Annotated in this window: 19 protein-coding genes and 1 other annotated feature; all 19 genes read left to right on the top strand. The window is 34.8% G+C overall.

What is annotated here, in order from left to right:
* Positions 1-116: 116 nt before the first annotated feature.
* The 19 genes from spoVE to AC6CHR_RS08750 all read left to right on the top strand — a co-directional run bounded on the left by spoVE (position 117) and on the right by AC6CHR_RS08750 (position 17,667).
* Positions 117-1,217 (top strand): stage V sporulation protein E, encoded by a 1,101-nt coding sequence (gene spoVE, locus AC6CHR_RS08840; protein ID WP_498248256.1) that lies wholly within the window; start codon positions 117-119, stop codon positions 1,215-1,217.
* Positions 1,218-1,371: 154 nt separating this feature from the next.
* Complete coding sequence (murG, locus tag AC6CHR_RS08835) at positions 1,372-2,460, top strand: undecaprenyldiphospho-muramoylpentapeptide beta-N-acetylglucosaminyltransferase (RefSeq protein ID WP_498248255.1); 1,089 nt, start codon at positions 1,372-1,374, stop codon at positions 2,458-2,460.
* Between the two features lie 176 nt (positions 2,461-2,636).
* Complete coding sequence (gene murB, locus AC6CHR_RS08830) at positions 2,637-3,545, top strand: UDP-N-acetylmuramate dehydrogenase (RefSeq protein WP_498248254.1); 909 nt, start codon at positions 2,637-2,639, stop codon at positions 3,543-3,545.
* Positions 3,546-3,963: 418 nt separating this feature from the next.
* Entirely contained in the window at positions 3,964-4,755 is a 792-nt protein-coding gene (locus AC6CHR_RS08825) for a cell division protein FtsQ/DivIB (protein ID WP_498248252.1), read from the top strand.
* A complete protein-coding gene (locus tag AC6CHR_RS08820) occupies positions 4,745-5,446 on the top strand; it encodes a DUF881 domain-containing protein (protein WP_498248518.1) in 702 nt (233 codons plus the stop codon). The genes AC6CHR_RS08825 and AC6CHR_RS08820 overlap by 11 nt, the downstream gene beginning before the upstream one ends.
* A gap of 62 nt (positions 5,447-5,508) precedes the next feature.
* Positions 5,509-6,222, top strand: coding sequence for a DUF881 domain-containing protein (locus tag AC6CHR_RS08815; RefSeq protein ID WP_498248517.1), 714 nt, complete (start codon positions 5,509-5,511; stop codon positions 6,220-6,222).
* Position 6,223: 1 nt separating this feature from the next.
* Complete coding sequence (locus AC6CHR_RS08810) at positions 6,224-6,586, top strand: small basic family protein (RefSeq protein WP_498248250.1); 363 nt, start codon at positions 6,224-6,226, stop codon at positions 6,584-6,586.
* A 166-nt stretch (positions 6,587-6,752) separates the two neighbouring features.
* Positions 6,753-8,036, top strand: coding sequence for a cell division protein FtsA (gene ftsA, locus AC6CHR_RS08805; RefSeq protein WP_498248249.1), 1,284 nt, complete (start codon positions 6,753-6,755; stop codon positions 8,034-8,036).
* A gap of 44 nt (positions 8,037-8,080) precedes the next feature.
* Positions 8,081-9,220, top strand: coding sequence for a cell division protein FtsZ (ftsZ, locus tag AC6CHR_RS08800; RefSeq protein ID WP_498248247.1), 1,140 nt, complete (start codon positions 8,081-8,083; stop codon positions 9,218-9,220).
* Positions 9,221-9,619: 399 nt separating this feature from the next.
* Entirely contained in the window at positions 9,620-10,552 is a 933-nt protein-coding gene (gene spoIIGA, locus AC6CHR_RS08795) for a sigma-E processing peptidase SpoIIGA (RefSeq protein ID WP_498248246.1), read from the top strand.
* A 650-nt stretch (positions 10,553-11,202) separates the two neighbouring features.
* The gene (gene sigE, locus AC6CHR_RS08790; protein WP_498248244.1) at positions 11,203-11,922 is read left to right on the top strand and encodes an RNA polymerase sporulation sigma factor SigE; all 720 of its coding nucleotides are present in this window, start codon (positions 11,203-11,205) and stop codon (positions 11,920-11,922) included.
* A 99-nt stretch (positions 11,923-12,021) separates the two neighbouring features.
* Positions 12,022-12,843: an RNA polymerase sporulation sigma factor SigG gene (sigG, locus tag AC6CHR_RS08785; protein WP_498248515.1), complete on the top strand. Its 822-nt coding sequence runs from the start codon at positions 12,022-12,024 to the stop codon at positions 12,841-12,843.
* A gap of 431 nt (positions 12,844-13,274) precedes the next feature.
* Positions 13,275-13,532: a YlmC/YmxH family sporulation protein gene (locus tag AC6CHR_RS08780; protein WP_498248514.1), complete on the top strand. Its 258-nt coding sequence runs from the start codon at positions 13,275-13,277 to the stop codon at positions 13,530-13,532.
* A gap of 91 nt (positions 13,533-13,623) precedes the next feature.
* A complete protein-coding gene (pgeF, locus tag AC6CHR_RS08775; protein ID WP_498248242.1) occupies positions 13,624-14,445 on the top strand; it encodes a peptidoglycan editing factor PgeF in 822 nt (273 codons plus the stop codon).
* Positions 14,446-14,461: 16 nt separating this feature from the next.
* Positions 14,462-15,148 (top strand): YggS family pyridoxal phosphate-dependent enzyme, encoded by a 687-nt coding sequence (locus tag AC6CHR_RS08770; protein WP_498248240.1) that lies wholly within the window; start codon positions 14,462-14,464, stop codon positions 15,146-15,148.
* A 1-nt stretch (position 15,149) separates the two neighbouring features.
* Positions 15,150-15,596 (top strand): cell division protein SepF, encoded by a 447-nt coding sequence (locus tag AC6CHR_RS08765; protein ID WP_498248239.1) that lies wholly within the window; start codon positions 15,150-15,152, stop codon positions 15,594-15,596.
* A gap of 7 nt (positions 15,597-15,603) precedes the next feature.
* Complete coding sequence (locus AC6CHR_RS08760) at positions 15,604-15,867, top strand: YggT family protein (protein WP_498248237.1); 264 nt, start codon at positions 15,604-15,606, stop codon at positions 15,865-15,867.
* 217 nt (positions 15,868-16,084) lie between these two features.
* The gene (locus AC6CHR_RS08755) at positions 16,085-16,861 is read left to right on the top strand and encodes a YlmH family RNA-binding protein (protein ID WP_498248236.1); all 777 of its coding nucleotides are present in this window, start codon (positions 16,085-16,087) and stop codon (positions 16,859-16,861) included.
* A gap of 299 nt (positions 16,862-17,160) precedes the next feature.
* Positions 17,161-17,667 carry a DivIVA domain-containing protein gene (locus AC6CHR_RS08750; RefSeq protein WP_498248234.1) on the top strand — a complete coding sequence of 169 codons (507 nt, stop codon included), beginning with the start codon at positions 17,161-17,163 and terminating at the stop codon, positions 17,665-17,667.
* A gap of 147 nt (positions 17,668-17,814) precedes the next feature.
* Positions 17,815-18,042, top strand: a binding site (T-box leader).
* Positions 18,043-18,124 lie beyond the last annotated feature (82 nt).

Genomic DNA, 18,124 nt, shown 5'->3' with positions numbered 1-18,124 from the left:
TGATTTTTTTATCGTATCAGAATTTATATGTTTTGTACTTAGTAGGGTGTCTAGCTCCAGGCGCCTTGCGCTTTTCTTATTAGCCCTTAAATAATTAAGTACAGGGGTGTTCGGCGTTGACAACAAAAAGGTCTACACCAGACTTTATATTAGTTTTCCTTACGTTGCTACTCTTAACTATAGGTCTCATTATGGTATATAGTGCCAGTGCGGTGTGGGCAACATACAAATTTGATGATTCATTCTTTTTTGCCAAACGCCAACTATTGTTTGCCGGAGTAGGCATTATTGCCATGTTCTTCCTAATGAATGTAGATTATTGGACATGGAGAACTTGGGCTAAAGTGTTAATCATAATATGCTTTGTCCTCCTAATCGCTGTCCTTATTCCTGGTATTGGGATGGAAAGAAACGGTTCAAGAAGCTGGATTGGTGTAGGGGCCTTTTCAATTCAACCGTCAGAATTTATGAAATTGGCGATGATTGCCTTTCTAGCAAGGTTTTTATCGGCGAATCAAAAGAAAATTACATCATTCAAAAAAGGTCTCATACCATCGTTAGGACTTGTATTTGTAGCATTTGGCTTCATTATGCTACAACCTGACTTAGGAACAGGAACAGTAATGGTTGGAACTTGTGTTGTCATGATTTTTGTTTCGGGAGCAAGAGTTATCCACTTTGTATGGTTAGGTTTACTTGGTATGGCAGGTTTTGTAGCTTTAGTTGCATCTGCACCATATCGTATTAAACGAATTACTTCATTTCTAGATCCATGGGAAGATCCGTTAGGTAGTGGTTTCCAAATTATTCAATCACTATACGCAATTGGCCCCGGTGGACTTTTTGGTTTAGGTCTTGGACAGAGTAGACAAAAATTCTTTTATCTGCCTGAGCCACAAACAGATTTTATCTTTGCGATACTATCTGAGGAACTTGGATTTATAGGTGGTTCACTTGTCTTATTATTGTTCGGATTACTGCTATGGCGAGGAGTTAGAATTGCATTAGGAGCACCTGATTTATATGGTAGCTTTCTAGCTATCGGTATTATCACGATGGTTGCGATCCAAGTCATGATTAATGTAGGTGTTGTAACAGGTCTGATGCCTGTTACAGGAATAACACTGCCATTCTTAAGTTATGGGGGGTCTTCACTCACCTTAATGTTAATGGCCATTGGAGTACTATTGAATGTTAGCAGATACTCCAAGTATTAATTGTTGAGTATGTTTGTTTTAGGGAATATATCAAGATAAATATAAGGTAAAAGGGCTGACAATATGTAAGTGAAATAACATAGGCATTATCTGGATAGCCTATTGTTTTTCATTACTAGTCAGCCTAAATTACGTTAAATATAGGGGGAGAACAATGAAAGTAGTCGTTAGTGGTGGAGGAACAGGTGGTCATATATATCCGGCACTTGCTCTTATTAATGAAATAAAAAAACATCATTCAAATGTTGAGTTTTTATACATAGGAACAGAAAAGGGATTAGAAAATGATATTGTAAAGAGAGCAGGAATTCCTTTTAAGGCAGTGGAGATAACCGGATTTAAAAGAAAGCTTTCGTTTGAAAATGTAAAGACAGTCACAAGATTTCTTAAAGGTGTCCAGCTAAGCAAGAAATATTTAAAGGAATTTAAGCCAGATGTCGTTATTGGTACAGGTGGATACGTTTGTGGACCTGTAGTGTATGCAGCCTCAAAATTAAAAATACCATCGGTCATCCATGAACAAAATAGTCTTCCTGGGATCACGAATAAATTTTTAGCACGTTATGTTGATAAGGTTGCAATTTGCTTTGAAGAAGCAAAAAAATATTTTCCTGAGCATAAAGTAGTATTAACCGGTAACCCACGAGCATCCGAAGTATTAGGTCAAGATGCAAAAAAAGGTAGACAATCATTAGGACTAATGGAAAATGTTAAAACAGTGTTGATCTTTGGAGGTAGCAGGGGAGCAAAGGCAATCAACGAAGCTGTCTTACAAATGATGCCGTCGCTGAAGAACCAGTCTTATCAAATTGTTTATGTCACGGGTGAGGTCCACTACTCGAAAATTATGGAAGAAATGAAATCACTGAAGGATTCTTCAAGTGTCATTATTAAGCCCTTTCTTCATAACATGCCTGAGGTTCTATCAAGTGTTGATCTAATCGTATCCCGCGCTGGTGCAACCTCATTAGCCGAAATAACAGCATTAGGAATTCCTAGTATTTTAATACCTAGTCCATATGTAACGGCAAACCATCAAGTGGAAAATGCAAAATCATTAAGCGACCATGATGCAGCAATCCTGCTACGTGAACAAGACTTAAATGGAGAATCCTTGCTTTCTTATATCGAAGAAATAATATTGGATGACCAAAAGCTAATTGACATGAAACTAGCATCAAAAAGGTTGGGTATACCAGATGCTGCTTCAAGACTTTATCAAGTAATGAAAGATATTTCTTAGAAGGTAAGATTTCCTCATTTTGAATAGTAATTCTCTTAAGAAAAAAACATAAGCAGTTTTAACAAATGCTAAGTGTTTATGTCTGTTGTCATATTACGCATCTTAAATGAATGGGATAAAAGTTGCGCGATTCATGTGTGTAATATGCATATGAGGGCAAATTAAGGAGGGTATCTATGTCTACTTTATATAAAAGTTTGGTAGAAGCTGGTATTGGTAAAGTTGTTGAAAATGAGCCTTTAGCAAAGCATACAACTATTAAAATTGGTGGACCCGCAGAAATATTTATTGAACCGAGTAATGTTGGGGGTTTAGCAAAAGCATTGTATTTGATAAATAGGTATGATACAAAGTGGAGAGTTATTGGTAGAGGTTCGAATTTACTTGTTGCTGATTCCGGACTCAAAGGCGTAGTAATAAAGCTTGGAACAGGTCTGGATGGTTTTAAATTAGATGGTGAAACATTAACGGTTGGTGGAGGTTATTCGATTATTAGACTTGCCACTATAATAAGCAAAAGGGGATTGACAGGGTTAGAGTTTTCTAGCGGTATTCCTGGTTCAATAGGTGGTGCTATTTATATGAATGCAGGTGCACATGGATCAGATATATCTAATATTCTACATAAAGCTCTTGTTTTGTTTGAAGATGGCACAATGGACTGGCTAACAAATGAAGAGATGGAGTTTTCTTATAGAAAGTCAATCTTACAGGATAAGCGACCAGGAATTTGTATTGAAGCTGTTTTCAAATTACGAACAGGGGTAAAAGAAGATATTGTAGCGGTTATGCAAAAAAATAAAGATTACCGTAGAGAAACACAGCCTTGGGATTACCCCTGTGCAGGTAGTATTTTTCGTAATCCCCTACCAAAATATGCGGGAAAATTAATCGAAGAATCTGGTTTGAAAGGTCATCAAATTGGTGGTGCTAAAATATCTGAATTACACGGAAACTTCATCGTTAATACTGGTGGTGCAACCGCTGTGGATGTTCTAAATTTAATAAATTATATAAAAAATACAATTTTGATTAAATACGGTATTGTTATTAATACTGAAGTAGAAATAATAGGTGAGAATTAGACACAAACGCCAGCAATAAGACCTCTTATTGTGTTATAATAGCAATGTGAAAATGTTTGTTGAAGATACTGATAAAAGATTAACAAGCGGCATATTATATGCCGTTTGTTTTATCATAAAAGGTAATAATATTTTAGAGTTTATACAATTGTACTATTAAAAAAATTCTTGATAAAAGACCAATTTTTTAAGGGAAAAGAGCACGACGAAAGGCATTATCGAAATGTAAAGTGATGTACACAAAAACAAACAGCCTACTTGTGCCTAACTATATCTAAAAAAGACCAAGTTTTTCTTCATATTTGAATGTAGTTCTAGTAGCTCATTTCCATGCTTATTTGGTGGAGCTTATTAGACAGAAAAAGGCTTAGTTAATGAATATTGCCTAGAGTGTATCTGCTAGGATGGGGTGAAATGTTTGGAGAAAAAAGTTGTTTCGCTAGAGGATCGCATACCGAAATTACAACAGCAGCGAAAACATAAAGCTAATCGCAGAATTATATCCTTTTTATCAATATTCTTCTTGCTCATTTTACTGGTTATCTATTTTCAATCTCCTTTAAGTAAAGTAGCAAGTATTACTGTTGAAGGAAATGAGACTGTAGAAACACATAAAATTATTGAGATGAGTGGAATAACTACTTCTTCTGGGTTTTGGAGCATCAATAAAGATCAGGTGATCACGACAATCAATAGTCTTCTACAAATAAAAGATGTCAGAGTTGAAAAAAAATGGCCAAATCACATTGTCCTAGCTGTTGAGGAGCATAAAAGTGTTGCTTATATTGAGCAAGAGGGTGCATATTTCCCTATCCTAGATAACGGTCTAGTTTTAAAGGATAAGATAGAAGCTGCGCCAGCTGATGCACCATTATTAATGAATTGGGAGCGGGAGGAACATATAAAAGTAATGATAGATGAATTAAAACAGATATCTCCAAGTGTTTTAAATTCAATTTCTGAGATTCACCACACACCGGATAAAACAGATCCATGGCTAGTTAGGCTCTATATGAATGATGGTTTTGAGGTAATAGCATCAGTGCGTACCTTCGCAAAAAAAATGGACTCATACCCAGCTATAGTTAGTCAACTTGATGAGGATAGCTCTGGAGTTATTCACTTAGAAGTGGGCTCTTATTTTGAATCTAATAAACCTTTGGAGACAGAGGGGGATGAGAATGAAAAGCAAAATGAAGCTGAGAGGTAGATATGTCATTTTATCCCTCATTCTCCTCGTAGTTGGTTTTTTGATTTCTTATTCCTATCAGCTAACCAGTGAAAAAAATCAAAACATTACAATCACTTCAGAGCAGTGGGATAAAGAATATGAGGCTAGGTCCAATCTCATCAGTAAAGAAGAAACCAACAAAGAATTACAAATGGAACTATATGAAAAACAGGAAGAAGTTAAAAAAATTGAAGAATCATTAAAAAATGAAAAACAAGTATATTATAATCTTGTTGAAGATGTAGAGAAATATCGAATGTATATTGGTGAACTTCCTGTGATAGGAAAAGGAGTGCAAGTTACTTTAGAAGATGCATCCTACATACCTGATGAAGATAATGTTAATAATTATATTGTCCACGAGAGTCATATTTTTAATTTGATCAACGAATTATATATATCTGGTGCTGATGCAATAGCCATAAATGGACAAAGGTTGTCACGCGACTCTTATCTTTATTGTAATGGCCCAGTTATAACAGTTGATGGTAATCAATATCCAGCGCCTTTTGTCATTTCTGCAATTGGAGATCCTTCTGTTTTGATACCTGCATTAAATATAGCTGGCGGGATGATTGATCAATTAGTTTACGATAATATTGTTGTGACTGTTGAAAAACAAGAAGAGGTTAAGATGGATCCATTATTACAAGAAAATAAAGCTTCATAGAAAAAATTGAAAGTAGAAAATTAGTATAGACTGATAGGTGGTTTTAATTGAAGGACGCTAATTTGAAAAAGGGTATTAGTTTTTCGTTGTTAACGTTGATCTTTGGTCTAATGCTTGCCATTCAATTTCAAACAATAAAAGAACCTATTGTTAGGGATACTCGTGATATGTGGGAGCTTAGAGAAGATTTAAAAAAAGAACAACAATTACAGATAGAATTATTGTCTGAAATCAGAAAATACAATGAAATTATTAAAACCCACAAATCAGAAGAAAATCAAAATCCTGAAGTTACATTGAATGAAACACTAAATGTCTTAAAAGAAGAAGCTGGACTTACAGAAGTAGAAGGACCAGGTATTATTATTACTATCGACCTGTTATTCTCTGAAGAACTAATTGGTACACCTATCCAGGATATATCACCTCAATTGTTGAAGAGACTAATTAATGAATTAAATTCTTATGATGCTGAAGAAATCTCCATCCAAGAACGTCGGTTAATAAATTCAACTGTTATTAGAGACATCAATGGCCAAACAAAAATGGATAATTATAGTTTGAATTCATACCCCATTGAAATAAAAGTAATTTCAGACAATGCCGATAAGTTATATAACCGGATGAATGCTTCTACCACTGATGAAGACTTTGCTATTGATAATTTGAGTCTAACCGTTTCAAAGACTATAGAAAAGATAACAATACCTGCATATGAGGACACAATTCGCGTGAAGAATATGAGGCCATTAGAAAAAGAAGAAGGGGGGAAATAGTATGTGGCTTCCAATATTAGGCCTGATACTAGGAGTTTTTTTAGGATTGATATCAGAGTTACGTATCCCCCCAGAATATTCAAATTATTTATCAATTGCTATTTTAGCAGCACTTGATACACTATTAGGAGGTATTCGAGCACACCTACAAGACATCTATGATGAAATCGTTTTTGTTTCAGGTTTTTTCTTTAACATAATGTTGGCAGCAAGTTTAGCTTTTCTCGGTGTTCATCTTGGTGTAGACTTGTATTTAGTAGCTGTATTTGCTTTTGGGGTAAGACTTTTCCAAAACATCGCTGTTATTAGAAGAATATTGATATCAAAATGGTCTATTTCTAGAGGGAAATTGAAAAAAAGTTGAATATTTTAAAGGGTATTTTATGTGATTGACGAATAAATAATAGTAGAGAAATCAAGTAAATATTCCAATAAAAAATTTGTTACAAACATGTAAAGCTAGATTCATTGTCATGTTGTTCTTCAACGAATAGAATAGAATGTATTGATAGATGAGGAGGTGCCTTAGAATGAACAACAATGAACTATTTGTAAGTCTTGACATCGGTACATCCAGTGTTAAAGTAATTATTGGTGAAATGACAAATGATTCTTTAAACATTATTGGTGTAGGTAATGTAAAATCAGAAGGATTGAGAAAAGGATCTATTGTAGATATAGATGAAACTGTTCATTCTATAAAGAAAGCGGTAGAACAAGCTGAGAGAATGGTCGGAATCTCTCTAAAGAGAGTCGTCGTTGGAGTAACTGGGAATCATGTACACCTGCAAGACTGTCATGGTGTGGTTGCTGTTTCAAGTGAAAATCGAGAAATTGCTAATGAAGATGTTAGAAGGGTTATTGAGGCAGCCCAAGTCATATCAATTCCACCAGAACGAGAAATAATTGATGTTATCCCAAGACAATTTATTGTGGATGGTCTAGATGAAATCAACGATCCACGCGGGATGCTAGGTGTACGTTTAGAAATGGAAGGAACGATTATTACAGGTTCAAAAACGATCTTACATAATTTATTACGTTGTGTAGAGCGTGCTGGCTTAGAGATAACAGACATTTGCTTACAACCATTAGCCGCAGGTTCTGTCGCCTTATCAAAAGACGAAAAGAACTTAGGTGTTGCCCTTGTTGACATTGGTGGTGGTTCAACTACTATTGCTGTCTTTGAACAAAACCACCTATATGCAACTAGTGTTCTTCCAGTAGGTGGGGAACATATAACAAAGGACTTATCAATTGGTCTGCGTACAACAACTGATGAAGCTGAACGTATTAAAGTCAAATATGGACACGGCTATTACGATCATGCATCACAAGATGAGGTATTTGAAGTACAAATTATTGGGTCTGATAAAAAGAGGACCTTTAATCAATTAGAAATTGCTGATATTATTGAAGCACGACTTGAAGAAATGTATGAGCTAATCTTACATGAATTAAGAAGACTTGGTATTGGAGAACTACCAGGAGGTATTGTGTTAACTGGGGGAACTGTTAGAATGCCAGGGGTACTTGAATTAGGACAAGCTGTTCTTCAAAATAGTGTAAGAATAGCAAGTCCTGATTATATTGGTGTTAGAGAACCTCAATATATGACTGGTGTGGGCTTAATACAATTTGCTCATAAGAATGCTAAAATTCAAGGTAGAAAAATTGGTTCTAATGTTTCAGTTAATACGATGGAGGTTGCTGCAACGAATGAGCCACAGCAGCAACGAACAAAGCAACAGCAACAGCAAGAAGATAAAAAGGTAAATAAAGTAAAGAAGTTTTTTGGCTACTTCTTTGAATAGTTCTCATCAATAAGATGTTAATTGATGGATTAGGAGGATTTCGCATGTTGGAGTTTGAATCAAATATTGACGGCTTGGCTACCATTAAGGTTATCGGAGTAGGTGGCGGTGGTAATAACGCTGTCAATCGAATGATAGAGCATGGTGTACAAGGTGTTGAGTTTATTGCAGTTAACACAGACGCGCAAGCATTAAATTTATCAAAAGCAGAAATTAAAATGCAAATTGGATCAAAGCTAACACGAGGATTAGGAGCAGGTGCAAATCCAGAGGTTGGAAAAAAGGCTGCTGAGGAAAGTAGAGAGCAGATTGAGGAAGCATTAAGAGGCGCTGATATGGTATTTGTTACTGCTGGAATGGGCGGTGGTACAGGAACTGGTGCAGCACCTGTCATTGCTCAAATAGCAAAGGATTTAGGAGCATTAACTGTGGGTGTTGTTACTAGACCGTTTACATTTGAAGGACACAAACGTCAAATGCAAGCAGCTGGTGGAATTTCCTCAATGAAGGAATCAGTTGATACTCTTATCGTCATACCTAACGATCGCTTACTTGAAATTGTTGATAAGAATACACCTATGCTTGAAGCGTTTAGAGAAGCTGATAATGTTTTACGACAAGGTGTTCAAGGTATCTCTGACTTGATTGCTACTCCTGGATTAATTAACCTTGACTTTGCAGATGTTAAAACAATAATGTTTAATAAAGGATCTGCATTAATGGGTATTGGTGTAGCAACTGGAGAAAACCGAGCGGCAGAGGCAGCTAAAAAGGCTATTTCTAGTCCTTTACTTGAAACATCGATTGATGGGGCACAAGGTGTACTAATGAATATTACTGGTGGTACAAACTTAAGTCTTTATGAAGTACAAGAAGCTGCAGATATTGTTGCATCTGCTTCAGATCAAGATGTAAATATGATTTTTGGATCTGTTATAAATGAAAATCTTAAAGATGAGATTATTGTAACTGTGATTGCAACTGGATTTACTGAACAAGAGGTAATTCCTATGAAACAACCACGTCAATTTGGTGGTAGTAACACAGCTGCAAAGACTGCACCAAAACGAGAAGTTAAGCGTGAAGAAACAGTTCATGAAACACCAACAAGAAATAATAATCAACAAGCAGAGGATACGCTAGATATCCCAACATTCTTAAGAAACCGTAATAATCGTCGTTAATAGCAATAATGCTAAGAGTGGTTTAGAATTTCTAGTTTAATTTTAAAAGGTGCTAATTCTTCTAAGAGTTAGCACCTTTTTTATCTTCATTAAATTCTTTTCTAAGTCGCATCAAAGAATATAAAAACCAGTACACATAACTCGACAAAAATTCTAAAATTCTCCTAAAAATACTTACACTTTCTCGGCATTAAGTGACAGACTTTCTATTATTGAGGACGTATACTAAGTCCTAACAGGTTGTTATTTCGAATAGCACTACTTGAAAGGAAAAGAAAGATTTTAGAAAGAGGGATAAGCAGGTCATCATTAGATTATTAATCAGAATATTTGGTGAATATTATCATTTAAGATGGATTATTGATTGCTTTTTTATTACCTTAGGGAAAGGAGTAACAGATGTCTATCTATTTAGACGTTATTTGGCTCTTAAACTTTTCCTTTGATTTGTTTCTACTTTTATTAACAGCTATTGTCCTAAAAAAGAAGATTCTTAAATGGCGAATTTTGTTTGCAGCACTTCTAGGGTCAAGTATTGTGCTTATGATGTTTTCTCCATTATCGTTTATCGCTATTAATCCTGTGGGCAAGTTGGTTATCTCGATTGTTATGGTGTGGCTAGCATTTGGTTATATCCGATTTCGGACCTTTTTACAGAGCCTGTTAACCTTTTACTTTGTCACATTTATGGTTGGAGGTGGCATGATAGGTGCTCATTACTTTTTACAGGCAGAGATGAGCTATTTAGATGGTGTTTTTATGACAAACTCTTCAGGTTTCGGCCACCCAATTAGTTGGTTATTTGTACTTGTTGGTTTTCCTGTAATATGGATATTTTCAAAGAACCGTCTTGAAGGATTAGAAGCTAAAAAGATACAATTTGAACAAATTGTAGCAGTTACGATACGAGTAGATTCTATTTATTATAATTTGAAAGGTTTGGTTGATAGCGGAAATCAACTACATGATCCAATAACCGGAAGCCCAGTTATGATCATTGATACTATGAAAGCACAGGAATTCATTCCACATCAACTCGTTAAGCAAGCACTACAAGATGATGTCATGCAATCATTGGGCGAAGATAGCTATGGTGTTCATCCGTGGGAACATCGTGTCAGAATCATTCCATACCGTGTCATTGGAAAGGAAAATCAATTTTTACTAGGATTTAAACCTGATGAGGTCTGGATAGAAACGGAAAAGGAAAAAATTATTGTACATAAGACCATTATCGGCTTGAATCAAACCACTTTATCTACAGAAGATGAATATCAATGTATCATCCATCCAAAAATGCTTCAAGGGAGAGTTGTTGACAGCGTATCTTAACATTTAGTTACTTTTATCTTACTCAGTGTCTTTTGTTTTAATGTGTTAATTATTCGATTTTATTTTGCTGGATGTGAAATTTTTGGGGGTATAGCGTTTTTGGCGGTAAATATACGTTTTTTATGAGGGTTGGGTTGTAAGGGAAAAAGGAGAGCGCTTTTTCCTAGATAGTGTTTTTGGCGGTAAATATACGTTTTTTATGATGGTTGGGTTGTAAGGGAAAAAGGAGAGCGCTTTTTCCTAGATAGCGTTTTTGGAGTAAATATACGTTTTTTATGAGGTTTGGGTTGTAAGGGAAAAAGGAGGGCGCTTTTTCCTAGATAGTGTTTTTGGCAATAATATACGTTTTTTATGAGGTTTGGGTTGTAAGGGAAAAAGGAGGGCGCTTTTTCCTAGATAGTGTTTTTGGCAATAATATACGTTTTTTATGAGGTTTGGGTTGTAAGGGAAAAAGGAGAGCGCTTTTTCCTAGATAGTGTTTTTGGCGGTAAATATACGTTTTTTATGAGGTTTGGGTTGTAAGGGAAAAAGGAGAGCGCTTTTTCCTAGATAGTGTTTTTGGCGGTAAATATACGTTTTTTATAAGGTTTGGGTTGATAGGGAAAAAGGAGGGCGCTTTTTCCTAGATTGAGGTTTTGGAGGGAAAGAATTTGAAAAAGTTGAAGTTACGTCTTACTTATTTATGGTATAAGGTTTTAATTAAATTAGGATTGAAGACAGATGAGGTTTATTATATTGGTGGTAGTGAAGCTTTGCCGCCGCCTCTTTCTAAGGATGAGGAGGCAGTTTTGTTAGAGAAATTGCCTACAGGAGATCAAGCAGCCAGAGCAATATTAATAGAACGGAATTTGCGTTTAGTGGTATATATTGCACGTAAGTTTGAAAATACTGGGATTAATATTGAAGATTTGATTAGTATTGGTACAATCGGATTGATCAAGGCTGTTAATACGTTTAATCCTGAAAAGAAGATCAAACTTGCTACATATGCATCTCGCTGTATTGAAAATGAGATATTAATGTATTTACGTAGAAATAATAAATTGCGGTCAGAGGTTTCTTTTGACGAACCTTTGAATATAGATTGGGATGGTAATGAGTTACTCTTATCCGATGTATTAGGTACAGAAGATGATATTATAACGAAGGATCTTGAGGCTAACGTAGACCGTAAATTATTAATGAAGGCTCTTCAGCAGTTAAATGATCGAGAGAAACAAATTATGGAGCTCCGTTTTGGATTACAAGGCGGCGAAGAAAAGACACAAAAAGATGTGGCAGATATGCTAGGTATTTCTCAATCTTATATTTCAAGGTTGGAAAAACGGATTATTAAAAGGTTACAAAAAGAATTTAATAAAATGGTTTAAAATTTTTTTTAGCTTTAGAACCCTAATCATATCAATTGAAAAGAGCATTTTTTCCTTCCTTAACGAGATAGCTTGTGCATATTTTTTCCTCTCGAGGAGATACTTAACACTGTACAGCAACTCCTGTTAGGAGGGAAAGAATTGACCAGAAATAAAGTCGAAATTTGTGGAGTAGATACCTCAAAACTTCCAGTACTTAAGAACGACAAAATGAGAGTGCTATTTAAGCAAATGCAAAGCGGAGACTTATCAGCAAGAGAAGAGCTGGTGAATGGCAACTTAAGATTGGTACTTAGTGTAATCCAGCGATTTAACAACCGAGGAGAATTTGTTGACGATTTGTTTCAAGTAGGCTGTATTGGATTAATGAAATCAATCGATAATTTTGACTTAGGCCAGAATGTCAAATTTTCAACATATGCTGTACCAATGATCATCGGAGAAATTCGTAGATACTTAAGGGACAATAATCCAATCCGTGTTTCCCGTTCACTTCGTGATATCGCTTATAAGGCTCTTCAAGTTAGAGAACGGCTTATGAGTGAGACATCGAGAGAACCGACTGCTGAAGAAATCGCAAAGGTACTTGAAGTACCACATGAAGAAATTGTTTTTGCATTAGATGCTATTCAAGATCCTGTTTCATTATTCGAGCCTATCTATAACGATGGGGGCGATCCTATTTTTGTAATGGATCAACTTAGTGATGAAAAGAATCGTGACATTCAATGGATTGAAGAATTAGCCTTAAAAGAAGGTATGAGACGTTTGAATAGTCGTGAAAAGCTCATACTAAGAAAACGATTTTTTCAAGGAAAAACACAAATGGAAGTTGCCGAAGAAATTGGTATATCTCAAGCGCAGGTTTCTCGGTTAGAGAAAGCTGCAATCAAACAAATGAATAAGAATATTCAAAACTAGACTGCTCATAATGAGCGGTCTTTCTTTTTGCTTTTCAGAAAATCGTAAAATATTATGAAAGTGTTTGGCATGAGATCTCGACTCTCAACGACATTTTCGTGCAAAACAGGTATTCTTAGTAAGGGGATAGCTTAATTCACGATTGTTGAAGTTTATCTAAGTAGTCATCCATTGTATGAAGTAGCAAGCCTTTTTTGATTTCCTATATAATGAGCAGTTTTATGAAATCGTTTATGAGATCTAAATTGAACACTTCTTTTATTATTATGGAGTTATTTAAGAAAATAAAAAATTTCAATTGAATAGTTTATCCTACTTCAAACATATATATAACTAACATAGGATAAATTCAAGATGATTATTAACACCAATAATAAAAAGTAATATTAATTAGAGCTGATGAACGTCATATTTATATAATGGGAGGCTTTATTATGTATATTTCAGATTTTCAAACAAAGGATGTTGTAAATGTCTCTGATGGTAAAAAATTAGGAAACATAGGTGACTTCGATATAAATGTGACAACAGGTAAAATTCAAGCAATAATTATCAATGGTCAAGGAAAGATGTTAGGTTTTTTTGGGAAGGACGAGGAATTCGTCATCCCGTGGCGAAATATAGTGAAGATAGGCGAAGATGTGATTCTGATAAGAATGAATCGACAAAGTGAAAGTCCCACTGAATAATTTATCTTTCTGCTTAAACGTTATAGATAGGTGTGGTAAAATAAATGAGATATCATTTATTTTAATGTCGAAACAAAAGGGTTGAATGGATATGTCAGGAGAACCTTTCAAGTTAAGAGATACGACCTTTATGTCTCTAGCAAAATGGGAAGATCAAATTAAAGGTATAACTGCGGGATTTTCAACAAAGGTTGGTGGTGTCAGTAAGGACCACTTTTCTAGTTTAAACTTAGGTCTTCATGTGCAAGATCAGTCCAGCCTAGTATTGGAAAATAGAGATATTCTTGCAAAAAGCATTAATTCCCCTTTAAACAAGTGGGTATTTGCTGAACAAATACATTCTACATATATTAAAAAAGTATCAACTTTCGATTGTGGAAAAGGTTTGTCCTCATATAAAGACGGTGTGGCAAATTGTGATGGATTATATACTAGTGATAAAGAAATTGTACTCTCACTTTGTTTTGCTGATTGTGTTCCACTCTATTTTTTTGCTCCTGAAAAACCATTGGTAGGTATTGCGCATGCTGGTTGGAGGGGAACAGTTAGCGATATTGGTGGTGATATGGTTAGAAAATGGCAGGCTATTGAAGGGATCCATCCTAAAGATATTAAAGTAGCTATTGGACCCTCAATTGGTTCATGTTGCTATGTAGTGGACGAAAATGTAATCACACAAATAGATATAACTAGAATAAATAACTACTCGATCCCTTTTAGCTCCGTATCAAAAGGACAATATAAGTTAGACTTGAAAAGTCTTAACAAATATTATCTCTTGGAGGCAGGAATAAAAGAGGCAAATATCTCAATATCCCAGCTATGTACTAGTTGTGAAGGAGAACTGTTTTTTTCTCATCGACGTGATGATGGAATGACTGGTCGAATGTTGGGTTTTATTGCAGTTAAGTAAGGAGGTAAAAGTTGCTATGAACGTGCAGGACAATTATCAAACTATTCGAAGCAATATTGACAACATATGCATACGTACTGGACGAAGCCCGGACGAAATTAATGTAATTGCGGTTACAAAATATGTGGGTATTGAACGTGCAGAAGCAGCAATAGAAGCCGGTGTACGACATTTTGGTGAAAATAGGGACGAAGGACTGGAAACAAAATATCAAAAACTAGGTGATAAAGCTGTTTGGCATTTTATTGGATCACTACAAACAAGAAGGGTAAAAAACATTATAGATAAGGTTGAATACATACATTCACTAGACCGCCTTTCATTAGCAAAGGAAATTGACAAACGTACACAAAAGCCAATAAAATGCTTTTTACAAGTAAATGTATCTGGTGAAGAATCAAAACATGGTTGTTCACCTCAGGATTTAATGAGTTTAGTTAAGGGAATCAAAGAATTACCATCAATTCATGTTGTAGGATTAATGACGATGGCACCCTTGACAGAAGATAAAGAATTAATTCGTGATTGCTTTAAACAGTTAAAAGTACTCCAACAAGGTGTACAAGCCCTACAGCTTTCTACCATACCATGTCATGAACTTTCAATGGGCATGTCAAATGACTATGAAATTGCTATTGAAGAGGGTGCTACATTTATACGGATAGGAACTTCACTAGTTGGTAATGAAATCGGAGGTGTTTGATGTGTCAATTAAAAATAAATTTAAAAGTTTTTTTGCCTTAGATGAAGAAGAATATGAATATGTTGATAATGAAGAGCAGCAACTAGAATATGAGGAACAGCATTCTATTTCGCATAAACCGCAAACTCAATCACAAAAACAAAATGTTGTAAGTTTGCAAAGTATACAAAAATCATCTAAAGTTATTTTATGTGAACCGAGAGTATATGCAGAGGCACAGGAAATTGCCGACCATTTAAAAAATCGCCGAGCAATAGTTGTTAATCTACAAAGTATTCAAAGAGATCAGGCAAAACGTATCGTAGACTTTCTCAGTGGAACTGTATATGCAATTGGAGGAGACATCCAAAAAATAGGGATGAATATCTTCTTATGTACACCTGATAATGTAGATGTATCGGGATCAATTTCAGAATTAGTAGCTGAAGAAGAACAACAAAGGTGGTAGTTAGATTATGTCTATTGTATTCAGTTTAATTGGCACATTATTGCAACTCTATTCATTTGCAATCATTGCCTACATCTTATTATCCTGGTTTCCAGGAGCAAGGGAATCAAGCTTTGGACAAATATTAGTTAAGATATGTGAACCTTATTTAGAACCATTTCGAAAGATCATTCCTCCATTGGGTATGATTGATATTTCACCGATTGTAGCCATTCTTGCATTACGTCTTGCTCAATATGGTGTGGGTTATCTATATAGTTTAATAAGTTAATTTCTTTTTTGAAATCTGACTCATTAAGAATCTATTATAGGTTAAGAAATAGAAGGTCGATAAAGGATTCTGACCCCTAATGTTTTTTAAAAAATTAAGATCATTGCAAATAACCATTGGTTAAAGAGACTTGTTATTGTCTCTCTTTTCTTAATTTGAATATGTACATAAAAGTAATTGTGGACAATGAATTATTTTAATTGGAGTTGTGACTAAGATGGACCACTTATATCAACATTTTCGAGCTGAAGAACGATACTTTATAGATCAAGTTCTTGAATGGAAAGAAATTGTGGTCACTCAATATAGTCCTAAATTAACGGACTTTCTTGATCCCAGAGAACAAGAAATTGTTAGTTCTGTAATTGGTGAGAACTTAGATGTGAGAGTATCATTCTTAGGAGGTATTGAAGAAACCGAACGGAAAAGAGCGTTATTTTACCCAGATTATTTTCAACATGGTGAAGATGATTTTAAGTTAACTCTTTTTGAGGTGCAATATGCAAGTAAATTTGTTACTCTTCAACATCAACAAGTATTAGGATCATTAATGAGTCTTGGTCTTAAACGATCAAAATTTGGTGATATTCGATTATCAGATCATATTGTACAGTTTGTTTGTGCAAGTGAAATAGCTGATTTTTTAGAAGCTAATCTTCAAGAGGTTGGTCGGGCGAAAATTAACTTAACAAGGAAAAATTCAAATGAACTTATTCGTCAGTCTGAAATGAAGGAAGAGAGTATCTCGACCGTTCCCTCACTGCGTCTCGATGTCATAGGATCTACAATATATAATATCTCACGTCAAAAAATACAACCACTTATCACGAATGGACTTGTTAAAGTGAATTGGAAAACGGTTGATTCTGTATCGTTTGAATGCAGAGAAGGTGATACTTTATCCGTACGTGGTTATGGAAGAAGTCAGCTCATATCAATTGAAGGTAAGACAAAGAAAGATCGCTGGAGAATTGTAGTGACTAAACATAAGTAAAGACTGCTTCGCAAAGAATTATTTTATTCATATAGCACTTCTTTACTTATATAATCTGTCTTTGTACTCTTTTCGGTAAATGAAGCAACCATTTTCTGCTAAAATAGCTTTAATACGGGTGTGATATTTATATGCCGAGAATACTAGGTTTGAAAGTAAAAAGCCTAAAATAAAGAATGATTAGTCGCTAATTTAAAAATAAATTATTAAATTAGCAGGAATTTCAACAATCCTGTCGAAATTTGCTTTATAATGTTGACAAGGATAAACTATTTTACTATATACTGGAGGTGGCATCCATGCCTTTAACACCATTAGATATCCATAATAAGGAATTCAGTAAAGGGTTTCGTGGATATGACGAAGACGAAGTAAATGAATTTCTTGATCAGGTAATAAAAGATTATGAAATGGTCATACGCGATAAAAAGGAACTTGAGTCACGTGTAAATGAAATGAATGAAAGACTAGGTCATTTTACTAATATCGAATCAACCTTGAATAAATCGATAATCATTGCTCAAGAAGCTGGTGATGACGTAAAACGTAATGCTCAAAAAGAATCTAAGTTAATTATTAAAGAAGCAGAAAAAAATGCTGATCGAATTATTAATGAAGCGCTGGTTAAGTCACGAAAGATTGCTATGGAAATTGAAGAACTTAAAAAGCAATCAAAGGTATTCAGAACACGATTCCAAATGCTTATTGAGGCACAATTAGATCTTCTAAAAAATGATGATTGGGATCATTTACTAGAATATGAAGTAGAACCAATCTTTGGAGAGACAGAAGAAACAGAGGCATAAACTTGACTTTGTTAATTTGAATCGCATATAATACGAAAACAAAGATATCTTTTATTAAGTTGGACTGAAGTAAGATCATTCAAAAAAATGGTAATGCTGATAAATGTCAATAAAACTTAAATGATTGTTTTGATACAATCTATATCATTAAAAACGGTGAAAGGGAAAAGTAATCCTTTCTACCCTTATTTAGCGAATCGAGGATGGTGTAAGCTCGAGATAAGTGGAAGGATAAAAGATCACCCTAGAGTTCCTTGCTGAACATGTTAAATTAGTAAGCAATGGCGTGTCATTCTCGTTACGAATGTCGAGTGGGTTAATATTTATCGTTAACCTATTAGGGTGGTACCGCGAGAAAACCTTCTCGTCCCTTTGTAGGGATGAGAAGGTTTTTTTGTGTTTTATTCGATCATATTAGTATAGGTTACTTAAAAAGATCAAATTCATATGAAAGTGT

It is taken from the genome of Metabacillus sp. GQ13 (assembly GCF_059758525.1).
This window is presented reverse-complemented; position numbering and strand designations above follow the sequence as displayed.

Bases quoted from the DNA above. Each gene is read 5' to 3' on its own strand.
- AC6CHR_RS08810 (WP_498248250.1), top strand. From the start codon at position 6,224: ATGTGGCTTCCAATATTAGGCCTGATACTAGGAGTTTTTTTAGGATTG.
- AC6CHR_RS08750 (WP_498248234.1), top strand. From the start codon at position 17,161: ATGCCTTTAACACCATTAGATATCCATAATAAGGAATTCAGTAAAGGG.
- ftsA (WP_498248249.1), top strand. From the start codon at position 6,753: ATGAACAACAATGAACTATTTGTAAGTCTTGACATCGGTACATCCAGT.
- pgeF (WP_498248242.1), top strand. From the start codon at position 13,624: ATGTCAGGAGAACCTTTCAAGTTAAGAGATACGACCTTTATGTCTCTA.
- murG (WP_498248255.1), top strand. From the start codon at position 1,372: ATGAAAGTAGTCGTTAGTGGTGGAGGAACAGGTGGTCATATATATCCG.
- murB (WP_498248254.1), top strand. From the start codon at position 2,637: ATGTCTACTTTATATAAAAGTTTGGTAGAAGCTGGTATTGGTAAAGTT.
- AC6CHR_RS08760 (WP_498248237.1), top strand. From the start codon at position 15,604: ATGTCTATTGTATTCAGTTTAATTGGCACATTATTGCAACTCTATTCA.
- spoIIGA (WP_498248246.1), top strand. From the start codon at position 9,620: ATGTCTATCTATTTAGACGTTATTTGGCTCTTAAACTTTTCCTTTGAT.
- AC6CHR_RS08755 (WP_498248236.1), top strand. From the start codon at position 16,085: ATGGACCACTTATATCAACATTTTCGAGCTGAAGAACGATACTTTATA.
- ftsZ (WP_498248247.1), top strand. From the start codon at position 8,081: ATGTTGGAGTTTGAATCAAATATTGACGGCTTGGCTACCATTAAGGTT.
- AC6CHR_RS08770 (WP_498248240.1), top strand. From the start codon at position 14,462: ATGAACGTGCAGGACAATTATCAAACTATTCGAAGCAATATTGACAAC.